Raw genomic sequence first — 21,099 nt, 5'->3', positions numbered from 1 at the left:
TGAATTTTTTTTAACTTTTTTTAATTTTCTCCCACGCAAGCTTTGCCGCATTTTGCTCCGCAGCCTTTTTGCTTTTTCCGCTGCACGGACCAAATTCTTCGTCTTTTAAACTTACCTTTACCCAAAAAGTCCTGTCATGGTCTGGACCTGTTTTTTTGACAAGCTCGTAAACCGGGCATAACTTTGATTTTTTCTGATAAAATTCCTGCAAAAGTGTTTTGTAATCTTTTTCACCCTTGTTCTGCTGGACTTTTCGAATTTCAGGAACAATAAGATCAAGGACAAGTTCTTCCGCGGCCTCAAAACCGCTGTCAAGATAGTAGGCTCCTATTATCGCTTCAACACAATCTGCAAGAATAGCGTCCTTGTCGCGTCCTCCGCTCATCTCCTCGCCTTTTCCAAGAATAAGCATCTTGTTTATACCTATTCTTCTCGCAATCGGAGCAAGAGTTTTTTCAGAGACAACAACGCTCTTTATTTTAGAAAGATCTCCTTCCGGATTTTCAAACATATCTTCATATAAAAAAGTTGCGGTTGCCATACCCAGGACAGAATCTCCAAGAAATTCAAGTCTTTCATTATTTACGTGCCTGCTTGAAGTGTTTTCGTTGGAAAAAGAACGGTGATGGAAGGCCAGATTTAAAAGTTCCAGATTATTGAATTTTATATCAAGGTTTTTACAAAAATCAGAAAGGGCTTTTTTTCTTTCTTCTGAAATATTTGAATTACGAATTTTTCTTTTAAACACAGCAACCCCCATAAAAAAAATAAACACAGGCTGCTAAGCAAACCTGTGTTCATTCGTTTTATAAAAAACTATAACTGAAAAATTATTTAGATTCTTTTTCAGCTTTGATGAAGTTGTATGCATCACGAACTGTTTCAAATTCGTTTGCTTTTTCATCAGGAATGCTAACGCCAAGTTCCTCTTCAATTGCATAAACCAATTCGTAAGTATCAAGGCTGTCTGCACCGAGATCACCACGGAATGAAGAATCCAAAGTGATTTTGCTTTCATCGATTTCCAGTTTTTCAGCAATAAGCTTCTGGATTTGGTTGAACAATTCGTCCATTTTTAATCTCCTGTGATTAATTAAGTTAAATTTTCAGAAACTGAAAATTTTCCGTATTGTTAATTCATCCAGACTACTTAACTTCTGGTTTAATTACCTGACGTCCACGGTAGAAACCGCATTTTGGACATACATGATGCTGCAAAACAAGGTTGCCACAGTTTGCACATTCAACCATCTGTGGTGCAACAAGATGCATATTAACACCACGGCGTCTGCGTGTTCGTGCTTTCGAAGTTTTCGCTCTAGGTACTGCCATTTATATAACCTCACTATATGTTTTGTTACTTGTATAACAGACTTAATGTTATATCAGTTCCTGTCTGAATGTCAATTGGATTATACCGGTATTTTTTTTCATTTGTCAATATTTTTTATGACAATATTACATTTTTTGTCATTTTAACACTCAAATTCTCTGTTATTTCCGGTATTTTTTTAAAACAGCCTCGCAAACCACAGGAGGAACCATTCCGCTTATATCTCCGCCAAACTGGGCAAGCTCTTTTATCGAACTAGACTTTACGATTACGTATCTCGTCTCTGTCGGCATAAAAAGAGTTTCAATTTCAGGATTTAAATTGTGGTTTACAAGGGAAAGGTCAAATTCGTACGAAAAATCGTTTACATTTCTTATTCCACGGATAAGGACTTTTGCATCGATTTTTCTTGCATATTCAACAACAAGCCTGTCCCATTTATGAACTTCCACATTATGATAAGGCTCTGTCAAAGTTTTTAGCATCAAAACACGCTCATCGGCAGTAAAAAGGCTATTTTTGCCAGGATTTTCAGAAACAAGAACGTCGATTTTTTCAAAAAGTTTGCTTGCCCTTTCGATTACATTTAAATGTCCATAAGTCGGAGGATCAAAGCTCCCCGGAAAAACTGCAATATTCATGCTTTTCTTTTTATCACGTTTGACGCGAACAGACAAGTGATGTATATTCTTCTCTATGAGAACAAAAAAATATTTATCCAAGATAGCAATTTTGGCATTTCCTTTCGTACTGGCAGGCTGCAGTTCAACCTCTGTACAGCCACAACCAGCAAAAGAAGAAAACAAGCCTGCTATTGAAGAAAGAAAAGAACTTCAGGCCGAAAAAGACGAGTATCACAAGTCTGTCGGAAGCCTTACCGTTTCAAAAGACACATTTGAATCAGATAAAGCAGAAATTCTCCGTACTATTGAGAGTTTAAAAACGATTATGTCAGATTTTGACTATCAATCCTGGCTTTTATATGTAGACAACGAGTCAAAAATTTATTGGTCAAAAACTGCGAATTTAAAAAAAGCACAGGGCAAACTGCCTATAAAAGGGCTTCAGCTCAGAACCTTACAGGATTATTTTAAATACGTATTCGTACCTTCGAGAGCCGGACGAAACATCACGACCATACGTTACGAATCTGAAAATTACGTAAAGGCCGTTCAGGTTACAAGCCTAGACTCTTCCGAAACCGAAGAAAAATACACAGTTTACTATTATTTCAATAAAATCGACGGCCACTGGCAGCTGCACCTGCCGGAAATTGACAGCTAACAGGCACTGTCTTTTTTCAAAGAAAGAATAACTTTTATTGATTTTTGTAAATCATTCAACTATAATTTTAAACGTTTTTATAAAAAGTGCCGATTACTAGAATAAGTCCAAGGGGGATCTAATGAAATCTATAAAATATGCAGCAGCTGCAATTCTTACTGCATTCGCTTTTACAGTTAGCGCACAGACAAGCGCAGACAACGAGTCAAACGTTGAAAGCGAATACCTCAGCAGCATCGAAGACGTTGTAATCACAGAACTTGCAACATCAGAAGAAAGAGACAACAAGCTCGTAGCTCTTCAATATCTTGAAAACGCAGTAAACGAAGGACGCACAACTCCTGACATGATGAAAGCTCTTGACGGTCTTGCAGGAGAAGGTATCGCAAGTCAGTCAAGAACAAACGGACGCCTCATGAACAATTTTCCAGACATCCGTGCAAAAGCCTGCGATATTCTTGCCAACGTTAAAACAGAAGAATCAAAAAATACTCTTGTAAAAGTTGCTCTCGCAGACAACGAGCCTATGGTAATAACAGCCGCAATCCGTGCCCTTGGAGACATCGGAATCAACGACAACGACGAAGTTTCAGAAACAATAGCCTGGGCTCAGAAAAAAAATGCGGTTTTAAACCCGACTTCTTCATTGGCCCTCGAAGTTTTGATCGCCTATGAAAAAATCGCAGATTCAGTTCAGAACAAGGGCCCTATGATTCAGGCTGTAGGTCAGATTGCAACAAACTACCGCTACGTAACTCCTGTCCGCACCCGTGCCCACGAACTGCTAAAGACTTTGCAGGGCGCGTCTTCGTCATCAGACAAGAAAAACAACAACGCAAAATAACCAAGCACAAAAAAAAGAGAGGCCGTCAAAGAAATTTGAAAAGCCTCTCTTTTTTTTATTCAATTTTACCAATTTTTTGAGGAATACGTGATTTGAACACGCAACCTTCGGCTCCGGAGGCCGACGCTCTATCCAGTTGAGCTAATCCCTCAGTCTTTTTTTGAAATACAAGAACAAAAGATATTGATTTCATTCAAAATTGTCAACAGAATAACTTGCACAACCCATTTATAAACCGGGAGGTATACTATGCAGCCTATAATTTTAGCATCTTCTTCACCAAGACGACAGGAAATTTTAAAACTTATGAACATTCCTTATCAGGTCATAATTCCAAACTGCAAGGAAGAATATCCTGATGATATTGAAATTGAAAAAGTTCCCGAATTTCTCGCCACAAGAAAAATTGACGCAGTCATAAGGGCTGCTCCGGCAGGAATTGAATATCCATGGATTTTAGGAGCGGACACCGTAATTGTAAAAAACAAAAAAATCCTAGGAAAACCGGAAAATCAAGAGCAGGCCTTTGAATACTTAAAAAGCCTTCAAGGCTCCACACACAAAGTTATTACAGGAATTGCGCTTTTTAACAGCGAGCTGCACTACATGAGCAACCGCACCTCAATCACAAAAGTAACTTTTTCAAAGATGACCGATGAAGAAATAAAATGGTATATAAGCACAGGAGAATGGCACGGAGCGGCCGGAGGCTACAGAATCCAAGGGCTTGCAAGCTGTTTTATCTCTAAAATTGACGGTACAAACAGCGGTGTTATGGGATTGCCTGTTTTTGAACTTTATGATATATTGAAAGAACAGAATTATTCGATTTTTGAGTAATCTGCCGGGACTTGCGAACGGACCGTAGGTATTTATTCGCAGGCTCGTAAATCTTCCGGACGCATTATTATGCGCCTCGAGAAAAAGAGTTCGGTGGAAAAAAAAATTCATCTAAAGCATGAATGATTTTTTCCGGTGAAGGAGACACTTTATGGCAGTTGTAACCATGAAGAGTTTGCTTGAATCAGGTGTACATTTCGGTCACCAGGTTAAGCGTTGGGATCCACGCATGAAGAAATATATCTTCGCACAGCGCAATGGTATCCATATCATCGATTTGCAGAAAACAATCGGTGCAATCAAAGACAGCTACGAAGCTGTTCGCAAAGTTGTAACTTCAGGAAAGTCAGTTCTTTTCGTTGGTACAAAAAAACAGGCACAGCAGGCAGTTCAGAAAGAAGCAGAACGCTGCGGAATGTATTATGTAAACAACCGCTGGCTCGGTGGTATGCTTACAAACTTCTCAACCATCAAAAAATCACTTCAGCGTCTTAAGAAAATCGAAAAGATGGAAGTAGACGGAACTTTTGACAATCTTACTAAAAAAGAAGTAGCAAATCTTCTCAAAGAAAAAGAAAAGCTCTCTAAAAACCTTGGTGGTATTAAGGAAATGAAAGAGCTTCCTGGAATTCTTTTCATCATCGATACACACAAAGAACAGATTGCCGTAGCAGAAGCTCACCGTATGGGTATTCCTATCGTTGCTGTTGTTGATACAAACTGCAACCCAGAAGGAATCGACTACCCTATTCCAGGAAATGACGATGCAATCCGTGCAATTTCCCTCTTCACTTCTATCATTGCAAATGCTGTAGTAGAAGCTAATAACGAAGAAGGTCTTAAAATTATTGAAACTCTTAACGACGATGAAGAAATCGTTACAGACGCTTCAACAAAAAAAGACGATGAAGAAATCGCAGACTACAGCAACTACACTCCTACAGAACCAAAAGAAGAAGATGTTGCTGCTGACGATGACAGCGATGATGAAGATCTCGCTGAAAAATTTGACAAATAACCAGGGGAATACAAATGGCATCATTTACAGCTGCTGATGTAAAAGCTCTCCGCGAAGCAACAGGCGCAGGTATGCTGGACTGCAAAAAAGCTCTCCAGGATGCAAATGGAAGTGTCGCAGAAGCTGAAAAAATCTTGAAAGAAAAAGGTCTTGCTGCTATGGCAAAACGTTCTGACCGTGCAACTGGTGAAGGACGCATTGTAATCAAACAGGAAGGCAATAAAATTGCTATGGTTGAAGTTACTTGTGAAACTGACTTCGTAGCAAACAATGCTGATTTTGGCGCAACTGCTGACAAAGCTGCAGAAATCACTCTTGCGGCAGGAACCGATGAAATCACTGCAGAACACAAAGCAATCATCGACACAATTGCTATCAAATTCCGCGAAAACATGGCTGTACGCCGTTCCGCTTTCGTTGAAGTTGGAGCAAATGCTGTTGCTGGAACTTATGTTCACTCAGACAAAAAAACAGGTGCAATTGTAGTTGTTGAAGGCTCAACATCAGACGAAGTAAAAGCATTCGCAAAAGACTGCTGTCTTCACCTCGCGGCATTTACACCTACTTACATTACAAAAGATGAAGTTCCACAGAGTTACATCGACGAGCAGAAAGAAATTTTTACCGCACAGATGAACGCTGATGAAAAAATGGCTTCAAAACCACAGAATGTAAAAGACGGAATCCTTAACGGAAAAATCAACAAGCTTCTTGCAGAAAACTGTTTTGTTGACCAGCCTTTCGTAAAGGACGACAAAGTTACAGTTGCTAAAAAACTTGAAGAAGTTGGAAAGGCAGCTGGTGCAAAACTTTCATTTGGAAAGATTGTTCTTTTCGTTCTCGGTAAATAATTTTTACTGATTAAAAGCGGTTGGATTTTTCTAACCGCTTTTAGTTTTATCAACTAAAATCTGGATTCGTGCCTGTTTGGCATGCCGCAACTGCGGTTTTATGGGAGAAATCACTATGGCATTTGACGCTAAAGCAAAAATGGAAAAAACGCTTGAAGGAATTAAAAACGAAATGAACACAATCCGCACGGGTCGTGCATCTGCTGCTATGTTTGACAAAGTTCGTGTAGATTATTACGGACAGAAATCACCGCTCAATCAGGTTGCTCAGATTTCAATTCCAGAAGCCCGCACTGTTGTAATTTCTCCATTTGATAAAAGTCTTATTTCTGATATTGAAAAAGCAATTTTGGTTGCAGACCTTGGATTAAATCCTTCAAACGATGGAAAAGTAATCCGTATTTCAATTCCTGCCTTGACTGCCGACCGCAGAAAGGAACTGGTAAAACAGGCAAAATCAATGGCAGAAAACTACAAAACGACAATCCGCAATGTTCGTCGCGACGGAAACGATGATTTGAAAAAACAGCAGAAAGCCGGAGAAATCACAGAAGATCAGCTCAAAAAAGAAACAGACGATCTTCAGAAGCTCACTGACAAATATATTGCTGAAATTCAGACAGTCTGCGATGCAAAAGAAAAGGAAATTCTTGCTTAATTTTGGCAGATTACAATTCTGATGAATATTGAAGAAATAAAAGCCGGCGGACTTCCAGAACATGTTGCTATAATCATGGATGGAAACGGCCGCTGGGCAAAGCAAAGAGGTTTAGCACGCTCTCAAGGCCATAAAGAAGGCTTGAATTCTGCAAAAAGAATAGTAGCTCAGGCTGCCTCTTTGGGAATAAAATACATAACTTTATATACTTTCTCAACAGAAAACTGGAAGAGGACTCAGGAAGAAGTCGGTTATCTTATGACTCTCATAAAAGGTCATCTTCGTGCGGAATTCCAGTTTTATAAGGACAATGGCATTAAAATTGAACACATTGGCGATTTAAGCGGACTTCCAAAAGATGTTCAAAAAGAGATTTTAAACGCAAAAAAAGATACAGAGCATTTTACAGGAACAACCTGTGTTCTAGCCATAAATTATGGCAGCCGAGATGAAATTGTCCGCGGAATAAAAAAACTTGTAGAAAATAACGTAAAAACGGAAGATATTACAGAAAAACTTATTTCAGATTCGCTGGATATAAAAGACTTACCGGACGTTGATTTAATGATTAGAACCGGTGGCGAAGAAAGGCTCAGCAATTTTCTGCTTTGGCAATGTGCTTATGCAGAATTTCTTTTTACAGACACGCTTTGGCCAGATTACACAGAAAATGAATTTATAGAAGATATAATCAAATTTCAAAAACGTAATAGAAGGTTTGGCGCAGTTCCAGATCAAAAGTAAACAGGGGAATTTATGAATCGTAAAGTCGTTTCGAGACTTGGAATTTTTTTTATAGGAGTACCTCTTATAATCATGCTGATTCTGTTGAATCAGATGAACCACCTTGCAATCCATATTGTCGTGACAGCAGTTTCGGTTGTTGCCGCCTGCGAATTTTATCATATTCTTGACCATAATTTTAAATTACAGAACAAGCTGTTTGTAATAATTCTTGCAGGAATTATAAATCTTGCAATGCTTTTGCGCGCAGTTTTTGAATTTGACGTTTCTTATGTTGATTTTGTGTTTGTGCTCGCAATTTTAATAAGTCTTGCAGTCGAAGTTATTTTGAACAAGACTTTTGAAAATTCAAACAGCCATATAATTACATCGATTTCGATTATTACGTATGCCGGATATTTGCTGACTTTTTTAACACGCATGACTTTTCTTAAAAATTCACGCCCGGTTTTAATCATGTTTTTGACAATGGTATTTTTTTGCGACTCTTTGGCATGGTTTTTCGGTGTGCTTTTTGGAAAAAACAACAAAGGTTTTATAAAGGCAAGTCCAAATAAAAGCATTGCAGGCTTCTGTGGAGGCATTTTTGGTTCAATTTTGAGCGGAATTTTGAGCTGGCTCTTGTGGAAAGACATTTTTACAGGTTCTGTCGCAAAATTGATTCTTTTGGGCGCTTTAATTTCAATTACTTCGATTATCGGAGATTTAGTTGAATCCGTTCTTAAACGTTCTGCCGATTGCAAGGATTCAGGTTCAATAATTCCTGGTCGTGGAGGAATTCTCGATTCAATCGACAGCATCGTTTTTTCAGCTCCTGTATTCTACTTTACAATTACGCATATTTACCCTGCCCTTTTGCAATAGAAAGGACTTTTGTCTGCTTTTTCAGATAATTTTGAAGGAAGGAATATGAAAAAAATTCTCGTCTTAGGCTGCACAGGCTCAATCGGCACAAGCACTGTCGATATTTTAAAAAATCATAAGGACCGTTTTGCCTGTTGCGGTCTTACAGCAAACAAAAACAAAGAAAAACTCGAAGAACTTGCAAGTTTTTTTGAATGTCCATATTCGCTGACAAGTGAAGAAGGAACAGAAGGAATAAAAAAACTCATAGAAAAAACAAAACCTGATATTGTAGTAAACGGAATTGCAGGAAGCGCAGGTCTTGCTCCAAGTATTTTGGTTTTAGAAGCAGGGATTGACCTTGCTCTTGCCAACAAAGAATCTGTCGTCATGGCAGGTCCTGTTATTTTTGAAATGGCAAAAAAAAGCGGCAGCAGAATTCTTCCGGTAGACAGCGAACACTCGGCAATTTTTACACTGCTTAATAATTGTGGCGGTTCAAAAAATGTAGGACAGCTTATAATTACTGCAAGCGGAGGACCTTTTAGAACCTGGCCGTCTGAAAAAATTGCAAATGCAACTTTAAAAGACGCGCTAAAACATCCGACCTGGAACATGGGAACAAAAATTACTGTTGATTCTGCGACGTTGGGAAATAAAGGTCTTGAAGTTATTGAAGCAAAGCGGCTTTTTGGATTTGACACAAAGCAAATAGAAGTAGTTGTTCATCCGGAAAGCATAATTCACTCTCTTGTAAGAACAAACGACGGAATTGTGTATGCCCAGCTAAGTGAACCGGACATGAAGCATCCGATTATTCAGGCGCTCGACTGGCCGGAAGTAAAGCATAATTTTATGAAACCTTTTGACCTTACAGACACTGCAACAGGTTCAAGAACCTTGACATTCGAAAAACCGAGAATGGACGATTTTCCTCTTTTAAAACTTGCATTCAAAGCGGCGGAAAAAGACAACTGTCATCCGATTGCTTTTAATGCGGCAAATGAAATTGCAGCCTGGGCGTTTATTGACGAAAAAATACGTTTTGAAAAAATTGCGCAGATTGTCGAAAAAGTTATGGAAAATGAGGATGAATGGAACAGCCCTGTCCGCGACACAAAGGATATTTTTGAAGCAGACAGCCTGGCCCGTTCGATTGCAAAAAAACTGGTATAAAAAATGCTGTTAAAAATAGTTTATGGTCTTATAATTCTTGGAGTTATAGTTTTTCTGCATGAAGGCGGTCATTTTTTGGCTGCAATTTTGTGCGGAGTTAAGGTCGAAGCGTTTTCGATCGGAATGGGTCCTGTACTTTTACACAAAAAAATTAAAAACATAGACTGGAGAATCTCGCTTTTGCCTCTCGGCGGATACTGCTCAATGAAAGGCGAAAATGATTTTTCGGACGAGAATTCTTCTTGTGATTTTGTTGAATACGACAAAAATTCGCTTTACGGAGTTTCGCCGTTAAAACGTGCGGCAATTGCTTTTGCAGGTCCTCTGGCAAATCTTTTTCTGACTTTTTTCTCTTTTTTTATCGTTGCACTTGTAGGTTTTACTTATTGGTCTGCTTCCAACAAAATTACTCTGGCAAATGAAGTTTATCCGGAAATTGTTTCTCCGGCAGCAGAAGCAGGTCTTTGCAGCGGAGATGAAATAATTCAAATTAATTCTGAAAAAATAAACGATTTTTCTGAACTTTATGAGTTTGTTGCAACTCATCCCGATGAGGATTTAAAAGTTAAAGTCTTGAGAAACGGAATTCAAATGGATTTTTTGGTTCATTCACAACTTGACAGACAAACCGGCGCAGGAAAAATCGGTGTAACAAGCGCGCCTGAAACAAGCGAAAAACGCGAAGCAAAACGCTATGGATTTTTTGGAGCGATTGTTCAAGGCGGAAAAGAAACCTGGAAAATTTTCAGGGCATCTTTGACGGGGATTGCAAGTCTTTTTAAAGGTGTAAAAATTACGCAGGCAGTGAGCGGACCTGCCTCAATTACGACAATGCTTGGAGAAACCGTAAAAGAAAGCTTTTCTGCCGGTTTTAGGACAGGCCTTTCTTCAGTTTTGAATTTCGTAGCCTTAATCAGCATTTCGCTTTTTATAATGAACCTTTTGCCAATTCCGGTTTTGGACGGAGGATTGATCTTATTCTCGCTTATCGAAGCAATTTTCCGTATCCGTATTTCACCAAAAGTTCGTTATCGTGTACAATATATTGGGCTTGCCTTTATTGCTTTTTTGTTCGTAATAGCAATTATAGGCGATTTCAATTTTTTTATGAGAGCTGCAAGATAAATCTAAGAGAATTTTGAGGATTTCGATGAAAAACAAAATAATTTTCGTTTCAATTTTATTCACTTTTTTTGCCGGGGCATTGATTTTTGCGCAAAGCCATGTTTCGACACAGGCGCATGATTCTGCGGTTACAGGGCTTGCTGTCCTTGAGAATTCCGAAAGTGAGCAAAACACGGTCTTTAGCGTCGGACAAGACGGTTTTATAATTAAGTGGACAGAAGATTCTCTTGGTGAACACTATCAGGTTACAGACCTTGCAATAAAAATGGTTGCAAGAAGTCCGAACGGAAACGATATTGCAATTTACGAAACGGACGGCGCCGCAACAAATATGGTAAGCGTATGGAATTTTAAAACCCTTACAAGAAAATGCGCATTTACCTTTGGAACACCAATCACCTCTCTTTCATATTCTGCGAAGGGGACTTACGTTTTGTGCGGAACTGCAAGCGCAAAAGGAACTTATTTTTTAAATACGCAGAACAACACAATCACTTCAAAAAAACTAAAGGAAAGCACAGGGCCTGTGAGCATGGTTATAACCAGCAGTTCTGAAAATTCGGCAGTTGCATATTCTCCGACAGGTTCTTTAAGTTATTACAATATACGCAACGGCGAAAAAAAGGCGAAATTTTCTACAGAACCAGGTTTGAGCCAGGTCTGCATGTTCAACAACAATGTTTTTCTTGCAGGATACAAAGACGGAAGCATCTATGTAATTCAGGCAGTAACAGGAAAAACGCTTGCAAAATTTTCAGTTGCCACAAAAGAGCCGGTTATTTTCAGTTCTAACAGCTATGAAGATCTTTATTACATTGTAAATGAAAAAAGACAGTTTAAAATGTATCTGATAAAAAATGACAGAAATAAAGATGTAATTGCTCCACAGCTTATAAGGACATTTACCGGCTTAAAAAACGACGAGTCTCTCGTCTGCGCAGATATTACGGCTTCTGGAACAATATTTGCCGGAACAAACCAGGGAAACCTGTATAAATTCGACAACTCGGTTGCAGAACGCGTGGATGTTCTTCAGTCTATGAGCGACAACATGTACAATCACATATACGATGTTGCCTCTGCCGGAGAAAATTTTTACTTTCTGACGCCTTCATCAATCGTTCTTTCTTCTTACGACAACGGCGCTGTAGACTTAAAGGGAACAAATCCCGGACATACGAATATAATCTCTTACAACGAAGCTGGCGTAATTCTTTGGACGAAGGATTCCAGAAAAACAGTACAGTTTTTTGACTTTACAACTGGAACGGCTTCTGCAATCTTTACTCCGGAAAATAATCTAAAATCCTTAAAACTCTACGGAAATTATCTTTTGTCAATTGAAGGAAGCTCTACTGTAAACCGCTATTCAATAGAATCAAAGACAAAGGAAAACCTTTACAACGGAGCAGGAATTCAAGACGCGCTTCTTTATAACGAAAATGACCTTTACGTGGCAAAGACTTCCGCAACAACTCCGACTGTTCCGCTTTTATACGTAAACACAAAGACTAAAGAAACTGTTCCACTTAATTTGAAAGGAAACGTAGCATACGCGCTTTCTTTTGATCCTTCTGTTGCAAAACCTGAAATTTACGGAATTATAATCGGAACTGACTCGCAGAACAGACCTCTTACGTCTGTTTTTTCTTATAATCCGGAAACAAAATATTCAAAACACTTGCTTGAAGAACATTCAGAAGACCCGAATGCAATCTGTTACCTGTCTTATCCTGTTTTGTACACGAACATGGGAAAATCAAGAATTCGCTCCTATAATTTAATGGCAAAGCGAAATTTTGAATACAAGCGTTCTGCTTCCCTGCCTGTAAAAATCGCAAAAAACAGAACAAGGCTTGTAGTTTTGAACAAAGACGGTTCTGTAAGCTGGTACAATCCTGATATGAATGCGGTTATTGCCGACTGGTATCTGACAATAAACGGCGAATGGTTTGAATTTTAATAAAAAAGCCTCTCTGAATTAACTTCAGAAAGGCGCGAAAAATAGTCTTTTATTGGAAGAAAAACCTAGCCCGGATCGTCGCGGAAAGACCGCAGGAACCGGCATTTTGCCGATTCCGAGGACTTGCAGCAAGAGCCGGACGCGGGAAGGAAATGCGCTTCCCTGCAAAAACTTTTAAAGTTTTATTCCACAACCACGCAAAAGAGCTTCTTTGTAGACTTCCTCATACTGACGGCAGCTGTTTGTCCACGTAAAATCCTGTTCCATTGCGCGTTTTTGCATCTGCCTGATGTGGTCTTTTTTGTTGTAATAAGCGTAAACCGCCCAGCCCACAGTGTCGTAAACTGCCTGCGGTGTAAGATTATCGAACATAAAGCCAGTTCCTTCACCAGTCTGCTCGTTGTAATTCTGGACTGTATCTGCAAGACCGCCCGTACGACGAACAATTGGAAGAGTTCCGTAAAGTTCTGAGTAAAGCTGGTTGAGTCCGCAAGGCTCGTACTGGCTTGGCATAAGGAAAAAGTCTGCGCCTGCTTCGATTAAATGGCTGAGTTTTTCGTTGTAACCAATTTTTGCACGGAAATTTGGAAGTTTTTTCTGAAGTGAATTGATTTCGTCTTCAGCCCAGCGATCCCCGCTTCCCAAAAGAACGACCTGGACGTCTACGGATTTACAAATTCCCCACAGGCATCCGTAATTAGGCGCAATAACTTCTGCAATTCCTTTTTGGCTTACAAGACGACCAATCATGGCGATTACAGGAACATCTTCCCTTTCAGGAAGTCCAAAATACTGCTGCAGGGCTCTTTTACATTCGGCTTTTCCGGACATATCCTTTGAAGAAAAATTCGCAGGAAGAGCAGGATCTTTTTCAGGATTCCAGATTTCTGTATCTACTCCGTTTACAATTCCCTTTACAACATCGCTTCTGACGCGCAACAAGCCGTCAAGCCCAAATCCGCCTTCTGGAGTCTGGATTTCGCGCGCATATGTCGGACTTACCGTCGTTACCATGTCGGCAGAAGAAATTCCGGCCTGCAAAAAGTTAATTGCGCCGTTTCGTTCAAATCCTGCTCCATAGTAAAGGTTCCAGTCGATTCCTAAATCGTTGAATTTGTCTTTTCCGTAAACACCCTGATAGCCCATATTATGAATCGTAAAGACGGAGGCTGTTTTTTTAAATGCTTCCTGTGTACGGCAAACATGCTTTACAAGAACTGGAGCGAGGGCCGCTGACCAGTCGTGGGCATGGACAATATCCGGAAACCAGCCCAACTTGTTGCAAACCTGAAGAGCGCCGTGGCACAAAAGGCTGAATCGATACGGGTTGTCAAAAAAATCAGGCTCGGACTTTGTTCCATAAACTCCATCGCGTCCAAAACAGTTTTCGTGGTCAAGAAAATACACATTTACTTTTTCAAAACCAGGAAGAGTTGTCGTATAGACGGCTGTCCATTCCTGACCTGTTCCAACTGGAACTCCGAGAGGACCTTCGAGTTTTTGAAGTTTTTTTCGGTCTATTTTATAGTAGCGTGGCATTACGATTTTTACATCGTGGCCGAGTTTACTCAAACTGCCTGCAAGAGCCGAGACTGCGTCTGCAAGTCCGCCTGTCTTTGCAAAAGGAACCGCTTCTGCACTTACCATTAAGATTTTCATTTTCACATCTCCCATCTATTTAGCCGCTGCGATAAAGGCTTTTTCTGAATTGACAATAGTTTTTTCGCTTACGCAATATGCAAGACGGAAATAGCCTTTTTTTCCAAAACCGTTTCCCGGAGCACTCAAAATAAAGAATTTTTTTAAATAATCGCAGAACGCGCTATCGTCATCATTCCATCTGGAAGGAACTTTTACAAAAAGATAGAACGCTCCCTGAGGACGGCAATATTCAAATCCAGCCTTGTCCAAAATTGCCATTAAAAGGTCGCGACGACGGGCATACGAAGAATAATCAACTTTTGCATTCCATGATTTTGCAACAACTTTCTGAAAAAACGCCGGTGCATTTACACAGCCTAAGGTGCGCAGGCAGAAAGTGCAGGCAGAAATAAACTCGTCAGAATCTTCGCATTTTGGATTTACAGCAATATATCCTATTCTCTCGCCTGGAATCGAAAGGTCTTTTGCAAAACTTGAAACTACTACAGCATTTTCGTACTTTGGAAATACCGGAGGAACTTTTGCGCCATCATAAACAATCGCACGATAAGGTTCATCGCAGATAAGATAAGGCATTCTTCCGCAAGAATTTCCATGTTTTTTAAGGGCGGCTGCAAGTTCTTCAATATCGCTTTCTGAATAGATTTTTCCGGTCGGATTGTTCGGCGTATTGATTAAAACGGCCGCAGTTTTTAGAGAAAGCATTTTTTCGATTGCCTGAACATCGAGCGAAAAATCGGCTTTTGTAGGAACTTCAACCAGTTTTCCGCCGAAATTTGCAACATAGTGCCTGTATTCCGCAAAAAAAGGAGCAGGAACGATCACTTCGTCGCCAGAACTTAAAATCGACTTAAAAACGCAGTTTAGAGCGCTCGCCGCTCCTACCGTCATTACGATATTTTTTTCTTCGAGTTTAACAGTCTGTTCGCCACTTACCTTTTCTGCCATTGCAAGCCTTGCTTCAGGGTAGCCGGCATTTGGCATATAACCGTGGCAACCGTGGGTTGTGTCTTTTGCAACTTCTAAAATTGCATCAACAACTTCTTTTGGAGGATCCAAATCAGGATTTCCGAGCGAAAAATCAAAAACGTTGTCATCTCCATACTCTTTTTTGAGAAGAATTCCTTCCTCAAACATTTTTCTGATTACAGAGGCGCCTTTTGAATTTATTATTTCTTTTATTTTTGGAGCTATCATAGTAAAGGCATTATAGCATAAAATATGAGAATTTTGTAACTTATTGAGAAAAATGAAGTTTTTTGTTATATTCGCAGATAGAACTACACACCGTAACTGCGATGATTTTATGGGAGCCTTATGAAAAAATCTTTTCTTTTTAGCACAATTTTTGCCTTTATAGCCTTAGTTTCTGTCCAGGCAGAAATTTTCAATTCAAAACTTTCTTCTAACGAAAAGCAAAAACTCGAAAACGGCGAAGTTTTAATCCGGAATATAAAATCAATGAAAGACGTTTGCGTTAAAGAAAACGATTCTTCTTCAAGAATTTTGGCAACAATGAAAAAACTTGATCCAGCCTTTGTTGCAGAAGTAATTCAAATCCGTCCAGTCGAAGGAAACGAAAATTTAATCGAAGAAATAGATTCGACTTTGTGCAACATAGGAGATTACGTAGGAATTCCTTATTTTTCTGACAGGCAGCAAAAATGGTACGAACTGTATTCTTCTGCCGAAATAAAAAAAATAACCGAAGAAAAAAACGACAAACAAATTGACTGTATCCTCGAAATGTCGCTCTTCGGAAAATTCAACTCACAGATAAACGTAACAAAAGACGAAAATTTTTATTTTTACGAACTTAAGAACATGGAAAACCTGATTTACCACGACAAATTTACCGCGGTAAAATCAAAAAAAATGGTTTCATGCATTACGGTTTTCCGCGACGACGATAATTGGGTTCTTTATGCAATCGGCGGAGTTGACGTTCCAAAACTTTGGTTCTTAAAAGACAGAATCGAAACTTCGTTCATGAACAGAATTAAAACTTTCTGTAACTTTATTTTCTCAAAAATCTAATTGAGCTAAACGATGGAAAAAATAACTGTAATTCCAGAAAAAATGGTCTTTGGCGGAAGTTGTCTTGCAAAAGTAAACGGAAAAAACGTATTCATTCCGTATGCAATTCCCGGAGAAAAAATTGAAATTTCGATAAAAAAAAGTTTCCGCGATTACGATATTGCAGAAATTGAAAAAGTTATTGAGCCTTCGGTCCACCGTCAGCTGCCTTTTTGCCCTCTTTACGGAAAATGCGGTGGCTGCAACATGCAGCATATTGATATTGATTTTCAGCGCGAGCTGCGGAAACAAATGCTTGCAGACTGTTTTGAACGCGAGGGAATAAATGTTCCAGAAATCGAAACAATCTCTGGAGAACCGGCAAATTACCGTTCAAGAATCCAGCTTACCGACGGCGGGCTCAACGAAAAGCAGTCAAACAATATTCTTAAGCTCGACTTCTGCCCGATTGCAACCGACGAAATAAATTCTTATCTTAAAAATGTAAGTCAAGAAAAAAGACCTCTTGGACGGGTTCATTTTTTTGGAGACAAAAGAATTGTTTCTTCTGCGCAAAATGAATACGACCATCTTGTAATTGCAGATGAAACAAAAAAGGAGCTCTGGGTTTCAAAACAAGTCGGAAAATCAAAGAAAAAGGCAAAAAACAAAGTAAGGCAGCGTTTTGCAGGCACACTGGCCGACACAAGAAACAACTGCACTGTCTGCATTTTAGGAAAACAAATTGAATTTGATGTGCAGGGATTTTTTCAGTCGAATATGGACGTTCTCGAAAAAACAATAAAGGCTGTAACGTTCAATATGGGCGGAGAGAATGTACTTGACATGTACTGCGGAGCTGGAACTTTTTCGGTTTTTCTTGCGGATATCTTTAAAAAGACAACCTTGGTTGAACACAACAGGGACGCGCTTGTCCACGCAGAAGTTAACATGGCAGGAAAAAAGCACGAAACTTACGGTTTGAGCGGAAGCCGCTGGGTCAAAGAAAACGCGCCGATGATTCTTGAAAAAAACGGACCTTTTGACGCAGTTGTAATCGATCCTCCGCGCTCAGGAATGGAAAAAGAAGTGTGTTCCTGGCTTTGCAAAAACAAGACAGCCCAGATAAGAAGCATTTCCTGCGATCCGGCAACACAGGCACGCGACGCATCTTATTTGATAAGATCCGGCTACAAACTGACAAAACTATATCTTCTCGACTTTTATCCGCAGACTTCCCACATAGAAAGCCTTGCCTATTTTGAGTTTGTTTAATCCGGCTGATAAAATAAATATGAATAAAAAAAAGTTGCCAAAAAAAATAAGCGTTTTTCTTTTTCTGATTATATTTTATTCAGAAAATTTTTTTTCGCAGACCGCGCTTTATCAGACTGATTTGTCAACCTTGTCTCCGTCCTGGCAAACTGTTATTGGAGGTGAAATTGTCGCTCCTCCGGCCGAAACCTCTTACGGATTTGCCGCAGTAACGGACGGCAGAATGATAAGCGCCTTTACCCAAAAAGGCGTAATTCTCTGGCAAAAAAGCATAAAAGGCAAAAGCGAAAGATTTTTTTCTTCATGGAACGATTTTTTAATTGCAGTTACGGATAAATCAGTCTTGAATTTTATAAATCCAGGCGGAACTTTTCTTTGGAGCGTAGACTGCGGTTTTGAAATAACACAGAATCCCTTTGTTGGACGCGACGGAAGAATTTTTGTCCAGGGCAAAAAAAACATTGCCTGTTACGGATTAAAAGGAAGCCAGAAATGGAAACTTGAACTGAAGGAAAATGCTGTTTTTTCGACAAGCGGGCTTCCAGACGGAAGTCTTGTTTTCTTTTTTGAACAGACAGACGACGGAAAGACACACGGTTTTAGGCTCAGTCCGTTTGGAGAGGTTTTGGAAGAAATCACTTTTGCAGGCAAAATCACAGCAAAATCCTCCTGCTCCGACGGAATTTTAATGGCTTTTGAAGACGGCTCCGCAGGACTTTTTGCAGAAAACCAAAACAATTCTGTCTCAAAATGGGTTTTAAAAAGCGAAACCCAAAATTCACCAATAAAAAAAATAATCTGCGGTCAAAAAACTTCCGCGCTTCTTTATAACAAAGGCACAGAACTAAAAATTAAAACCGTAGAAAATTCAACCGGCCGCCTTATTTCTGAATTTTCCGGCGGAATTATGAGCCTTTTTGATACAGTTTTTTTGCGCCCGACAGACAGAGGATTTTTTATAAGCAGCAGTTTTAAGGCGATCGAATTTGACGAAAACGGAAACATTTTTTGGGAAGCAAAACTGCCTTCCAAAGCAACCTGGAATTTCATCACCTATACAAGTTCAAACCAACTTTTTTTGTGCATGAAAAACTGGGTTTTAAATGCTTTTGTCATGTCCCAGAGTGTCGGAAACAAAAAAATCGTAAGCCAGACAAAAAAAACATACACAGCCCCTTCAAAAAATATTCAGAGTTTTGACGGAATAGTTTATTCTCCGGTTCCACTTTCGCGAATTGAAGAAATTCAGTCCGCATTCCAAAAAAAAGATTTTTTTCAAAAAGAAAAAACTATGACTGAAGAGCTCCAGGAACTTTCACAATCCTATCTTTCCGAGCTTTTTGAAAAAAACAGAAATCCGCACGAAGACAAGTCGTTTTATTCAAACAATCCGATTTATACGCAGAAATTTCTAGAGGCGATGAGCTGTAGCGAATCAGACATTTTTGTTTCTGATTTTGCCAATTTTCTTGAACTTGAGGAAGATCCTTTTTTGCTGGACATTTTGGTTCAGACTTCTGCAAATTCCGGTTATGACGAAAGCGGCCAGATTTTAAAAGCGTATGAAATCATCATAGAAAAAAAACTTCAAATAAAAGATGTAAAACTTGCAAAACTTCTGTGCGATTCAACTTATAAAATCGTTGCCTTTATGGGCAGGCCGGCTCTCTACCGCCAGGGAAAACAGATTCTTTCAAATTTTATGACAGACCGTTTTGACAGACAGGTGCGAAGTTATGCAGGCGAAACTTTTACAAAAATTCTCAAACTTGAACTTTAACGCGTGAAAAATCATAATCTTTGTGATAAAATATTCAAAAATCTTTGTCACTTTTTAAGATTTTTTTTATTTTTGGAGGAATTTTATGAAATTATCCAGGGGAATTTTTACAGCCGCTTTGGCTTTTGTATTTTGCGCAAACTCTTTTTCGTTGGAAGTTGATGAAAAGGAACTTGAAACAGTTTCGACACAGCCGGTTGTTTTTGAAAACTACAACGGACCTCATTCTGTCATAAATTCTGCGGCAGAAATTGCAGGAATCGGAACTGACCTTGGAAAAATTATTGCAGACAATCCCGAAACTCCAAAAAATGCAGGCTCTTCGTTGCGCTACCAGATTATTCATGCTGTCAATCCAGAAGAAAAAGGAAAATTTGATGCGGATATTTTTGTAATCGGAAGCTCTTCTTCAATCGACCACATCAAAAATATAAGAAGAATCATCGCGGCATATCTTTCAAAGGCCTATGGATATGCTTCCGACGACGCGCAGACAGTCGCAACATTTGTAACGGTTTACAACGCAGTTTACCGCGGAAACACTGATTATTTTAATTTAAAATACAAAAAAATCGTGACAGACAATCTGACAGCAGAAAAAGCAGGCATTGCCCTCAACTACCGCGACTGGCCGGGAAAAACCCAGATTGTAATTCCTCTCGCAGACGTAAATGGCGGCTTGAGCACAGTTGACACTTCCGTAATTTCGGACAAAAAAGTCGTTCAGTCTATGCAGGAAGACGAAGACAAGGGAGTCGATTCCAGAAAACAGATGGTAAACATCAAGGAACGCGAAGCCGACAAGGCACAGGAAAAAGCTAACGATGCCCAGAAAAAGGCGGTTGAAGAATCTGCAAAATTAAAAGAAGAGCAGAAAAAAGCAGAAACTGCAAAGACTGAAGCCCAGAACGCGCAAAAAGAAGCGGAACAGGCCCAGAAAAAGGCAGAAGAAAATCCGGAAGACAAACAGGCTCAGAAAGAAGCCGAAGAAAAGCGTCAGAAAGCAGATCAAAAACAGGAAGAAGCAGTCCAGCAGGAACAGAAAGTTCAGGAACAGACAGAAAAAGCTCAGGAAGCAAAAAATGAAGCAGCCCAGGCTCAGGCCGCAGCAGACACAAAACGCACAGAAGCACAGACAGAACGCACTTCAATCGCGCAAGACCAGCAGACTATTGTCCGTGAACAGACAAAAAATCAAAATGCGACTGGCGTTTACGGCTTGAAATCAGTTGACGATCTTGGAATTCTTTCAACTCTTGTAAAAGTGAATGCAGAAACAGGAAGCGTAATAAAAGAGTCTCCGGTAACAGTTATCAGAAGCCGGACGATTTTTGAAACACAGGCAGGATACATTGCAATTGCAGGAACTTCTCTCGGAAACGGAGCCGTAAAACTTGTTGTTCTTGACAAGGAAAATATGGAAATCGTAAAAGAAAGCAATGAAACAATCGCCGAAAATTCAGTTCTTGTGAGCGACGGCTCAAATTACTATTGTATAATTCAAGACGGAAAAAACTTTGTAACAGGAAAATTCAACGAAAATGCGGAAAATCTTTTAAAATCGCAGGTAAACGTAAAGCCTGCAACTCCGCTCACAATAACACAGAACGGAATTCTTGCAACATCAAGTTCAAATATTCCAGTTTTGCTTAATACAAAAGATCTTTCACAGATTAAAAATTAGGAA

General features: G+C 39.5%; 21 protein-coding genes and 1 tRNA gene. 15 read left to right on the top strand and 7 right to left on the bottom strand.

Features of this window, described 5'->3' with window-relative positions:
* Nucleotides 1-10: 10 nt before the first annotated feature.
* The 4 genes from rnc to coaD all read right to left on the bottom strand — a co-directional run bounded on the left by rnc (nucleotide 11) and on the right by coaD (nucleotide 1,974).
* On the bottom strand, nucleotides 11-748 hold the full coding sequence (rnc, locus tag B5D47_RS01365) for a ribonuclease III (RefSeq protein ID WP_407701146.1): 738 nt from the start codon (nucleotides 746-748) through the stop codon (nucleotides 11-13).
* Between the two features lie 82 nt (nucleotides 749-830).
* The gene (acpP, locus tag B5D47_RS01360; RefSeq protein ID WP_078930024.1) at nucleotides 831-1,073 is read right to left on the bottom strand and encodes an acyl carrier protein; all 243 of its coding nucleotides are present in this window, start codon (nucleotides 1,071-1,073) and stop codon (nucleotides 831-833) included.
* A gap of 73 nt (nucleotides 1,074-1,146) precedes the next feature.
* The gene (gene rpmF, locus B5D47_RS01355; protein WP_078930023.1) at nucleotides 1,147-1,332 is read right to left on the bottom strand and encodes a 50S ribosomal protein L32; all 186 of its coding nucleotides are present in this window, start codon (nucleotides 1,330-1,332) and stop codon (nucleotides 1,147-1,149) included.
* A gap of 162 nt (nucleotides 1,333-1,494) precedes the next feature.
* Nucleotides 1,495-1,974: a pantetheine-phosphate adenylyltransferase gene (gene coaD, locus B5D47_RS01350; RefSeq protein WP_078930022.1), complete on the bottom strand. Its 480-nt coding sequence runs from the start codon at nucleotides 1,972-1,974 to the stop codon at nucleotides 1,495-1,497.
* A 55-nt stretch (nucleotides 1,975-2,029) separates the two neighbouring features.
* Between coaD and B5D47_RS01345 the strand changes: the two genes are divergently transcribed.
* Nucleotides 2,030-2,617: a hypothetical protein gene (locus B5D47_RS01345; protein ID WP_078930021.1), complete on the top strand. Its 588-nt coding sequence runs from the start codon at nucleotides 2,030-2,032 to the stop codon at nucleotides 2,615-2,617.
* 121 nt (nucleotides 2,618-2,738) lie between these two features.
* Nucleotides 2,739-3,461: a HEAT repeat domain-containing protein gene (locus tag B5D47_RS01340; protein ID WP_078930020.1), complete on the top strand. Its 723-nt coding sequence runs from the start codon at nucleotides 2,739-2,741 to the stop codon at nucleotides 3,459-3,461.
* A 77-nt stretch (nucleotides 3,462-3,538) separates the two neighbouring features.
* Here B5D47_RS01340 and B5D47_RS01335 read toward each other — a convergent pair.
* A tRNA-Arg gene (locus B5D47_RS01335) sits at nucleotides 3,539-3,612 on the bottom strand.
* Between the two features lie 98 nt (nucleotides 3,613-3,710).
* On the opposite strand from B5D47_RS01335, the gene B5D47_RS01330 reads away from it, so the two are divergent.
* The 9 genes from B5D47_RS01330 (at nucleotide 3,711) to B5D47_RS01290 (ending at nucleotide 12,679) form a co-directional block, all read left to right on the top strand.
* The gene (locus B5D47_RS01330; RefSeq protein WP_078930019.1) at nucleotides 3,711-4,301 is read left to right on the top strand and encodes a Maf family protein; all 591 of its coding nucleotides are present in this window, start codon (nucleotides 3,711-3,713) and stop codon (nucleotides 4,299-4,301) included.
* A 151-nt stretch (nucleotides 4,302-4,452) separates the two neighbouring features.
* On the top strand, nucleotides 4,453-5,319 hold the full coding sequence (gene rpsB / locus B5D47_RS01325) for a 30S ribosomal protein S2 (protein ID WP_078930018.1): 867 nt from the start codon (nucleotides 4,453-4,455) through the stop codon (nucleotides 5,317-5,319).
* A gap of 14 nt (nucleotides 5,320-5,333) precedes the next feature.
* On the top strand, nucleotides 5,334-6,170 hold the full coding sequence (gene tsf, locus B5D47_RS01320) for a translation elongation factor Ts (protein WP_078930017.1): 837 nt from the start codon (nucleotides 5,334-5,336) through the stop codon (nucleotides 6,168-6,170).
* Between the two features lie 115 nt (nucleotides 6,171-6,285).
* Complete coding sequence (gene frr, locus B5D47_RS01315; RefSeq protein WP_078930016.1) at nucleotides 6,286-6,828, top strand: ribosome recycling factor; 543 nt, start codon at nucleotides 6,286-6,288, stop codon at nucleotides 6,826-6,828.
* A 21-nt stretch (nucleotides 6,829-6,849) separates the two neighbouring features.
* Nucleotides 6,850-7,572, top strand: a complete 723-nt coding sequence (uppS, locus tag B5D47_RS01310; protein ID WP_078930015.1) for a polyprenyl diphosphate synthase — start codon at nucleotides 6,850-6,852, stop codon at nucleotides 7,570-7,572.
* Between the two features lie 12 nt (nucleotides 7,573-7,584).
* Nucleotides 7,585-8,436 (top strand): phosphatidate cytidylyltransferase, encoded by an 852-nt coding sequence (locus tag B5D47_RS01305; RefSeq protein ID WP_078930014.1) that lies wholly within the window; start codon nucleotides 7,585-7,587, stop codon nucleotides 8,434-8,436.
* A gap of 45 nt (nucleotides 8,437-8,481) precedes the next feature.
* Nucleotides 8,482-9,591, top strand: a complete 1,110-nt coding sequence (dxr, locus tag B5D47_RS01300) for a 1-deoxy-D-xylulose-5-phosphate reductoisomerase (RefSeq protein ID WP_078930013.1) — start codon at nucleotides 8,482-8,484, stop codon at nucleotides 9,589-9,591.
* Between the two features lie 3 nt (nucleotides 9,592-9,594).
* On the top strand, nucleotides 9,595-10,716 hold the full coding sequence (gene rseP, locus B5D47_RS01295) for an RIP metalloprotease RseP (RefSeq protein ID WP_078930012.1): 1,122 nt from the start codon (nucleotides 9,595-9,597) through the stop codon (nucleotides 10,714-10,716).
* Nucleotides 10,717-10,741: 25 nt separating this feature from the next.
* Nucleotides 10,742-12,679 (top strand): WD40 repeat domain-containing protein, encoded by a 1,938-nt coding sequence (locus tag B5D47_RS01290; protein WP_078930011.1) that lies wholly within the window; start codon nucleotides 10,742-10,744, stop codon nucleotides 12,677-12,679.
* 174 nt (nucleotides 12,680-12,853) lie between these two features.
* Here B5D47_RS01290 and glgA read toward each other — a convergent pair whose 3' ends face one another.
* Nucleotides 12,854-14,338 carry a glycogen synthase GlgA gene (gene glgA / locus B5D47_RS01285; protein ID WP_078930010.1) on the bottom strand — a complete coding sequence of 495 codons (1,485 nt, stop codon included), beginning with the start codon at nucleotides 14,336-14,338 and terminating at the stop codon, nucleotides 12,854-12,856.
* Nucleotides 14,339-14,353: 15 nt separating this feature from the next.
* Nucleotides 14,354-15,538, bottom strand: a complete 1,185-nt coding sequence (locus B5D47_RS01280) for a pyridoxal phosphate-dependent aminotransferase (protein ID WP_078930009.1) — start codon at nucleotides 15,536-15,538, stop codon at nucleotides 14,354-14,356.
* Nucleotides 15,539-15,658: 120 nt separating this feature from the next.
* Between B5D47_RS01280 and B5D47_RS01275 the strand changes: the two genes are divergently transcribed.
* From B5D47_RS01275 to B5D47_RS01260, 4 genes are all read left to right on the top strand, one after another.
* On the top strand, nucleotides 15,659-16,378 hold the full coding sequence (locus B5D47_RS01275; RefSeq protein WP_078930008.1) for a DUF6675 family protein: 720 nt from the start codon (nucleotides 15,659-15,661) through the stop codon (nucleotides 16,376-16,378).
* A gap of 12 nt (nucleotides 16,379-16,390) precedes the next feature.
* Nucleotides 16,391-17,632 carry a 23S rRNA (uracil(1939)-C(5))-methyltransferase RlmD gene (gene rlmD / locus B5D47_RS01270; RefSeq protein ID WP_078930007.1) on the top strand — a complete coding sequence of 414 codons (1,242 nt, stop codon included), beginning with the start codon at nucleotides 16,391-16,393 and terminating at the stop codon, nucleotides 17,630-17,632.
* 19 nt (nucleotides 17,633-17,651) lie between these two features.
* Entirely contained in the window at nucleotides 17,652-19,412 is a 1,761-nt protein-coding gene (locus B5D47_RS01265) for a hypothetical protein (protein WP_143592568.1), read from the top strand.
* An 85-nt stretch (nucleotides 19,413-19,497) separates the two neighbouring features.
* Complete coding sequence (locus tag B5D47_RS01260; protein WP_078930005.1) at nucleotides 19,498-21,096, top strand: P83/100 family protein; 1,599 nt, start codon at nucleotides 19,498-19,500, stop codon at nucleotides 21,094-21,096.
* The last annotated feature ends 3 nt before the right edge of the window (nucleotides 21,097-21,099 follow it).

It is taken from the genome of Treponema berlinense, assembly GCF_900167025.1.
In the GTDB taxonomy this organism is placed as follows: Bacteria; Spirochaetota; Spirochaetia; order Treponematales; family Treponemataceae; genus Treponema_D; species Treponema_D berlinense.
Note: the sequence above shows the minus strand (reverse complement) of the source record. Positions and strands in the feature narration are given on the sequence as shown.